This window comes from Mesorhizobium sp. M7A.F.Ca.AU.002.02.1.1, from assembly GCF_003998535.1.
In the GTDB taxonomy this organism is placed as follows: Bacteria; Pseudomonadota; Alphaproteobacteria; order Rhizobiales; family Rhizobiaceae; genus Mesorhizobium; species Mesorhizobium ciceri.
Genome location: NZ_RZPB01000263.1, coordinates 1 through 7,489, shown reverse-complemented (window position 1 = coordinate 7,489; position 7,489 = coordinate 1). Strand labels below are relative to the sequence as shown.

5 protein-coding genes and 1 pseudogene are annotated in these 7,489 nt (G+C 62.6%); 2 read left to right on the top strand and 4 right to left on the bottom strand.

The window, feature by feature from the left end:
• Positions 1 to 244: 244 nt before the first annotated feature.
• Positions 245 to 981: pseudogene (locus tag EN879_RS17325) on the bottom strand (gamma-glutamylcyclotransferase).
• A 166-nt stretch (positions 982 to 1,147) separates the two neighbouring features.
• Between EN879_RS17325 and EN879_RS17320 the strand changes: the two are divergent.
• Positions 1,148 to 1,924 carry a VOC family protein gene (locus tag EN879_RS17320; RefSeq protein WP_013530891.1) on the top strand — a complete coding sequence of 259 codons (777 nt, stop codon included), beginning with the start codon at positions 1,148 to 1,150 and terminating at the stop codon, positions 1,922 to 1,924.
• An 80-nt stretch (positions 1,925 to 2,004) separates the two neighbouring features.
• Here the strand turns inward: EN879_RS17320 and EN879_RS17315 are convergent, their stop codons facing one another.
• Positions 2,005 to 2,493 carry a hypothetical protein gene (locus tag EN879_RS17315; protein WP_084652544.1) on the bottom strand — a complete coding sequence of 163 codons (489 nt, stop codon included), beginning with the start codon at positions 2,491 to 2,493 and terminating at the stop codon, positions 2,005 to 2,007.
• A gap of 197 nt (positions 2,494 to 2,690) precedes the next feature.
• Between EN879_RS17315 and EN879_RS17310 the strand changes: the two genes are divergently transcribed.
• Complete coding sequence (locus tag EN879_RS17310; RefSeq protein ID WP_013530889.1) at positions 2,691 to 3,083, top strand: DoxX family protein; 393 nt, start codon at positions 2,691 to 2,693, stop codon at positions 3,081 to 3,083.
• A gap of 113 nt (positions 3,084 to 3,196) precedes the next feature.
• Here EN879_RS17310 and EN879_RS17305 read toward each other — a convergent pair whose 3' ends face one another.
• Positions 3,197 to 5,623, bottom strand: coding sequence for an FAD-dependent oxidoreductase (locus EN879_RS17305; protein ID WP_063168509.1), 2,427 nt, complete (start codon positions 5,621 to 5,623; stop codon positions 3,197 to 3,199).
• Between the two features lie 58 nt (positions 5,624 to 5,681).
• Complete coding sequence (locus EN879_RS17300; protein WP_024501515.1) at positions 5,682 to 7,220, bottom strand: trimethylamine methyltransferase family protein; 1,539 nt, start codon at positions 7,218 to 7,220, stop codon at positions 5,682 to 5,684.
• Between the last annotated feature and the right edge of the window lie 269 nt (positions 7,221 to 7,489).

The window sequence follows — 7,489 nt, the reverse complement described above, 5'->3', positions numbered from 1 at the left end:
TAAGAGACAGGACCAGCGCCTCGTGGTGGTCGAGCGGCGGGTGCAGGTCGGAAAAATTATCCGCATACTGGTCGGCCGAGAGCCTGCCGCCCGCAATGCCTTCCCTGAATTGGCCTTCTGGGATCGTCAGTTCCCCATGTTTTCTTTTGGAGAAGGCTAGCACGTTTTATTTTTTTATCAATTGGTCAATTTTCGACGCAAGTCACTGAAAAGGCTCGGCAATAACATGATTTTTTTACTCATATTATTGCGACTGCGGTCGGGCTTGCAGTGCGAGCGAAAGGCCAGGCTCAAGCTTGCGGCCATGGATGGCCCTGACCTCCTGCGCCACCAATTCCTGCAATCGCCACAGATTGCGGTCGCGGATGCCGAATGCTTCGAGATGGCTGACCGTGTTGTAGAGATATTCGGCGCCGGATCCGATATGCCCGCAGGCTCTGGCCAGCACGCTCGCCACTCTGTCCAGCGGCTGGTTCAGCGACGTTCCCCTGCCCTTCACGCCGACCCAGAAGCCGAGCGCGCGCAGCTTACCCTGCGGCGTATGCACCGGCAGCCAGCGAACCGTCTCGATGCTTTCATGGTCGCTGATCTCGCGCCGCAACAGCCTTTCGATCTGCGCCGGCTTCTCACCCTCCGGCAAGCGATAGATCACGCCGTTGCAGCGCCCGCCCCGCTCGAGCGCCATCATCAACCCAGGCTGCTCGGCGCTGCCGCGCCAGCGCACCATGTCGAGGCAGAAGGAGCGGTGCCAGCCGAAGGCTGTGGCGAGCTGTTGCTCGACCGACTCGAATTCCGGCTTCCAGATCAGCGACCCATAGGCGAACACCCATAACGGTCCCTCATCGGCTTCATTGGACAGTCGCAAGCGCGGGTTCGAAAGTCCTCGTCGTTCATGTCTGTCCAGCTCGGGTCCGGACCGGGATCGGCCTCTTCCCGATGGCACAGTGCGACAAGCTCGGGCGTGAGCGACATCAAGCGCATGGACGACAACCCCTCATGACCGCAGAGAAATCGAAAACCGCTGGATGCGCAATCAGGGAACGCTTGGCACACACACCCATTGTTGTCCGGGCGGTGTCGGATTTCCGTCGTGAGGATCGTCCTATGGTGGACGACGATCGATCCATGAAAGGTGAGGAGACCGAAAATGCCAAAAACCCCGATGCCCTTCTTCTGGTACGAATTGATGACATCAGATCTCGACGCCGCCGAGGCGTTCTACACCCAAGTGGTCGGCTGGACGGCGCAGCCCTTCGATAAGGCACCCGGCATGCCGCGCTACATCGTCATGAATGTCGGCGAACGTGGCGTCGGCGGCCTGATGACCTTGCCCGAGGATGCCGCCAAGATGGGCATGCCGCCTGCCTGGCTCGGCTATATCCACACCAGGGATGTCGATGCCGCAACTGCATCGCTGGAGAAAGCCGGCGGCACCGTTCACCGCCAGCCCGACGACATTCCGGGCGTCGGCCGCTTTGCCGTCGTCGCCGATCCGCAAGGCGCGACCTTCATGTTCCTGCAGCCGAACGGTCCCGACCAGCCTGTCGTGCCGGCCAGCACGCCGGGCCACATCGGCTGGCACGAGCTTTACACGTCGGACTGGAAAGCCGCGTTCGATTTCTATTCCGACCAGTTCGGCTGGGTCGACGCCGGCGATTTCGACATGGGCCCGATGGGCACGTACCAGACTTTTACGGCCGGCCCCGAATCCGGCGGCGGCATCATGAACAAGCCCGCGCAGATCCCGGTCCCGGTCTGGCAATTCTACTTCAACGTTGCGGCCATCGACGCGGCGGCCAAACGGGTCACCGACAATGGCGGCAAGATCCTGATGGGGCCGATGGAGGTCCCCGGCGGCAGTTGGATCGTGCAGTGCCAGGACCCGCAAGGCGCGCACTTCGCCTTGATGGCGCCAGTCCGCTGACGGCGATCGAACACCGCTGACACAAAGTGCGGGCTTTCATCGGACCACCGATGAAGGCCTCTCCCCTGCCTGGCGCCGCCTCATTCCGGCGCCAGCACCGCAACCTTCAACTCAGCTTTTTTCGCGCCGCTGAACTGAACGGTGGCCGGGCCGGGCGCAAGCTTGAAGCGCACGCTCTTGCGGATGCCAGGGCATGTTTTCACGCCACTGTAGCCCGCCGACTTGATGGCCTGGCCATCCTGGATGACATCGATCCAGGCCTCCCCCGAGAGACTTATCTGGATGGCTCCCTCGGATGGCACCTCCACGCTGGCGACGGCCCCGAAACTGTCTGATGCCGGCGCACGTTCGGGCGCTACCGCAAAACCGGCTTTCTCTACCGGCACCAGCGCCAGGTCCGCAGCCGCACCAACCGCCAGTGCCGCTCCGGACGGCGTTGCCGGTGCCGCGGCAAACAGGGTCTGCTCCCGCGTCACGGGCCACTTGAAGGCCTCACAGCCGGCGTCCTCGGCCATGGCAAAGCTGGTGCCTGCAAGAATTGCGAAGAGGCTGATGGCGACTTTTTTCATGGCAAAGGGAACCCACATTTCTAGAGTGGCCGCACTAATACAACCGCAACGATAGAAATACAACCCTTGCGGGAAAAATGTGAAGGGTCAAGCTGGGGACATTTTCAATCACCGATTGTTGACGCCAGGCCATGGGAAGTGAATGGTCCATTCCTGGGCGATAATCTATGGCCGGACGGATTGAAAATGGAGTCATTATGAAGCTTTTCGAAAGCCTCTCCAGATACCAGCCGCAGGCGCTCGGCGTGTTGCGCATCATGACCGCGCTGCAGTTCATCGAGCATGGCAGCCAGAAACTGTTCAACTTCCCCGTCAGCGTCGATCCCCACGCCCTTTCCGGGCTGACCACGACTGCCGCCATCCTCGAATTCGCCGGCGGCATCCTGCTCGCGCTGGGCCTGTTCACGCGACCGGTGGCATTCCTTCTGGCCGGCGAAATGGCGATCGCCTATTTCATGGCGCACATGCCGCGCGACTTCTTCCCGGTCAACAATGGCGGCGATTCGGCGATCTCGTTCTGCTTCATCTTCCTCTATCTGGTGTTTGCCGGCGCCGGCGCCTTCGCGCTGGACAGCCGCCGCAGCGCCTGACGCCAGAAAGAGGATGCGGGCCTGGTGCATGTCGCCCAAAAGTGCCCGGCGGTTTTGGGACAACGACATCCACAAAACAGGAATCTGAAGCGCATCGGCGAAGCCGAAGCGCTTCAAGCACGCATCCGTTCGAAATTGGCGTCGAACAGCGGCACCGCCTGAATGCGCGCCGCATGGCGCTTGCCCAGCAGCTCGATCTCGAAGCCGTCGCTCTCATCAGCGATCTCCTTCGGCACATAGCCGACGGCGACGGATTTCTTCGAATGATGCGCATAGCCACCCGACGTCACCCAGCCGCGCACCGCACCATCGAACCAGATCGGCTCATCGCCAATGACATCGGCATCGTCGGCATCGACGATAAAAGCGCGCAGGCGCAATTTGCCGCCCTGCCTGCGCTCGGCCAGCGCCGCGGCCTTGCCTATGAAATCGGCGTCCTTGCCGTAAGCAACGAAGCGGTCGAGCCCCGCTTCCAGCGGCCCGTAGATCGGCCGGTACTCGCGCCCCCATGAGCCGTAATTCTTGTCCAGCCGCAGCGCATTGAGCGCGCGCGAGCCGAACAGGCCGATGCCGAATTCCCCGCCCGCCGCCATCAGCGCTTGATAGGCGACGCGCTGGTATTCCGGCGCCACCCAGATCTCGTAGCCGAGATCGCCGGTATAGCTCACACGGCCGACCAGGCACGGCGCCATGCCGATATCCATCCGGCCAATGGCCATGAAGGAAAAGGCCGCGTTGGAGACATCCGAGCGCGTCGCCTTTGCCAGCACATCCCGCGCCTTCGGGCCGGCGATCGACAGACCGGTGAGCTTCGCGCCCAGCGACTCGATGCGGACCGATCCATCGTCAGGCAGGTGCTTCTCGAACCAGCGCATATGGTATTGCTCGGCGATGCCGGAGCCGGCGAGGAACCAGCCCTCACTTCCGAGATTGGCGAGGGTGAAATCGCCGATCAGTCTGCCGTCTTCCTTCAGCATCGGCGCCAGCGTCATGCGGCCGGGCTTGGGCAGTTTGCAGGCAAGCATCCGGTCGAGCCAGGCGGCCGCTCCCTCACCCGTCACCTTGTATTTGGCGAAGCTCGAAATCTCCGACAGGCCGACACCGTCGCGAACTGTGGCGACCTCCTTGGCGACCTGCGTGAAATCGCTCGAGCGGCGCCAGGAGAATTCGTCCTTGACGCCTTCCGGCGCGTACCACAGCGGCACTTCCAGCCCATAGGCAACGCCCCATTGCGCACCCTTGGCCGACAGCAGGTCGTAGACCGGCGTCGTCTTCAGCGGCCGCCCGGCGGGCAGCTCCTCATTGGGGAAGCGGATCGAAAAGCGCCTGGAATAATTCTCGCGCACCTTGGCGTTGGTATAGGCCATCGTCGCCCAGTCGCCGTAGCGCGCGACATCCATCGCCCAGATGTCGGCGCCGGGATCGCCCTCGATCATCCAGTTCGACAAAGCGAGGCCGACGCCGCCGCCTTGCGAAAACCCGGCCATGACACCGCAGGCGACCCAGAAGCCCGGCAGCCCGCGCACCGGCCCGACCAATGGGTTGCCGTCGGGCGCGAAGGTGAAAGGCCCGTTGATGATCTGCTTGATGCCCGTGTTCTGGAAGGCCGGGAAATGGCGGAAGCCGACCTCAAGCGACGGCGCGATGCGGTCGATGTCGGGCGCCAGCAATTCATGGCCGAAATTCCATGGCGTCTGGTATTCGGACCATGGCTTGTTGGCCTTTTCGTAAGTGCCCATCAGCATGCCGCCGCGCTCCTGGCGCAGGTAAAGCTCGCCGTCGAAGTCGACCGCGTGGATGATCTCGGTGCCGGTCTTGGCGTTCCAGGCGGCGACCTCCGGCATATCCTCGGTGATCAGGTACATGTGCTCCATGGCCAGCACCGGCAGTTCGAGGCCGACCATGCGGCCGACCTCGCGCGCCCACAGGCCGCCGGCGTTGACGACATGCTCGGCCACCACCTCGCCCTTGTTGGTGATGACCCGCCACAGTCCGTCAGGGCGCCGCACGATGTCCTCGACCTTGGTGAAACGCTCCACTTCCGCCCCAAGTTTCCGCGCGGCCTTGGCATAGGCGTGGGTGACGCCGGAGGGATCGAGATGGCCGTCCTCTTTGTTCCTGACCGCGCCGACGAACTGCTTGGGATCGAGCAGCGGCATCAGTTCGGCCGCTTCGTTGGGCGAGATCTCCTCGAGCTCGATGCCGAGATAGCGGCCCTTGGCGACGACGCCGCGCAGCCAGTCGAGCCGCGCCTCGGTCGCTGCCAGAAGCACGCCACCGGTCAGATGCACGCCGGTCGCCTGGCCGGAAAGCTCCTCGATCTCCTTGTAGAGATTGATCGTGTATTTCTGCAGCTTGGCGACGTTGGGGTCGCCATTGATGGTGTGCATGCCCCCGGCCGCGTGCCAGGTCGAGCCTGAGGTCAGCTCGTCGCGCTCGAGCAGGACAACATCGGTCCAGCCGTGGCGGGCGAGATGGAACAACACGGAGCATCCGACGACGCCACCGCCAATGACCACGACCTTTGCATGCGATTTCATGGATTTTTTCTCTGATATCAGTGAGTTGAATGGGTGAATGGATTCAAGCTGGGAACGATCACGGCTCGCCCTGCCCGATCGCTTCCTTGCGCCTGGCCATGTAAGCCTCTAGCGCCTCGCGCACGGCGATATCCATCACCGGCTCGACATAGTCCTCCAGCGCTTTCTTCCACAGCCGCGTTGCGCGTGCCGTGGCGTCGAGGCCGCCGGCTTCCTGCCAGGCTTCGTAATTCTGCCAGTTGGACAGCATCGGCTGGTAGAAGGCAGTGGCGTAGCGCTCCAGCGTGTGCGGCTCGCCGAAGAAATGCCCACCGGTTGGCACCGCACCCAAAGCCTCGACGGCGAGTTCCGCCTCATTGACTTCGATCGGGCGCAAGAACTCCATCATATGCTGGATCATCTCGACATCGATGATGAGTTTTTCGAACGACGCCGTCAGCCCGCCCTCCTGCCAGCCGGCGGCGTGGTAGACGAGGTTGCCGTGGCCGAGCACCGCCCCCCACAGTGCCATCAGCGTCTCATAGGCGCCCTGCGCGTCGGCGGCATTGGAAGCCGAGCCCGGCGTCGTGCGGTAGGGCAGCCCGTAGCGCCGCGCCAGTTGCCCTGACGCAATGTTGGCCTTGGTGTTCTCGGGCGTGCCGAAGGCCGGCGCGCCCGACTTCATGTCGACATTGGAGGTGAAGGCGCCATACATGACCGGCGCGCCCGGACGGACAAGCTGCGTCAGCACGACGCCGAACAGCGCCTCGGCATTCTGCTGCGCCAGCGCCCCGGCCAGCGTCACCGGGCTCATCGCCCCCATCAGCGTGAACGGCGTCACCGCCACCGACTGGCCGAACTCGGCCATGGTCATCAGGCCTTCGGCCATCATCTCGTCGAAGCGGCGCGGGGAGTTGACCGAGATGATGGTGGTGATACCGGGATCGTCGCGCATCTGGTCGAGCGTCAGCCCACGCGAAATCGCCATCATCTCGATGCCGTCCAATGCCCTGCCCCGGCCGATCGCCGAGACATGGAAACTCTTGTCGGTCAGCGTCAGATTGGTGAAATAAGTGTCGAGATGGCGAGAGTTTGCCGGCAGCTCCACCGGCGCGCAGACCTGGTTGCCCAGCATGTGGATGCAGTTGAAATGCTGCGCCAGCCGTGTGAGATCCGAATAGTCGCGCAAATTGCCGGCGCGGCGGCCGCGCTCCATGTCATGGACATTGGGCGGCCCGGCAACGAGGGTGAAATTGATGGTGTTGCCGCCCAGATGAACCGCGTTGGCCGGGTTGCGCGGCGTCAACACATAGCTGGGCTGCGTGGTCTTCAGCACGTCTTCGATCAGGCCGCGATCGATGCGGACATTCGCTGAGGCATGATCGACCCTGGCGCCGGCCTTCTCGAACAGCGACAGCGCGCGCGGACTCATCACCTCGATGCCGAAATTCTCCAATATGTGCATCGACGCCTGATGGATCTGCTCGATCTGATCGGGCGACAGCATGGCCATTGGCGGATAGGGATTGGTCACCCGCCTGAGCGGCAGTTGCGGAATGGCCGATGGCCCCCGATTGCTGGTGCGCTCGGCGCCGCGTTTGCGTCTTGGTTCGTTCATGCCTGGCATCAAAGCCCCGGCAAACCAGGCAAGCTGTCATAAATACGCCGTTTGCGGGCGTGATTTTAGCCACGGCGGCATTTCCGCAGTATCCATTTATAGAATACGACGAAATATGTCGGATTGTTGATATGGGATTTCCTCGAGCGACCGCTCGGGCGAAGCGTTAATGGACGCTGCAAGATTCCCTGTATGATTCCGGCCTATTGCTCTGCGGATGCGTAGTTCGAGTTTTAGTAAAATTGGTGCGGTGTGCGTGCTGCTGGCGC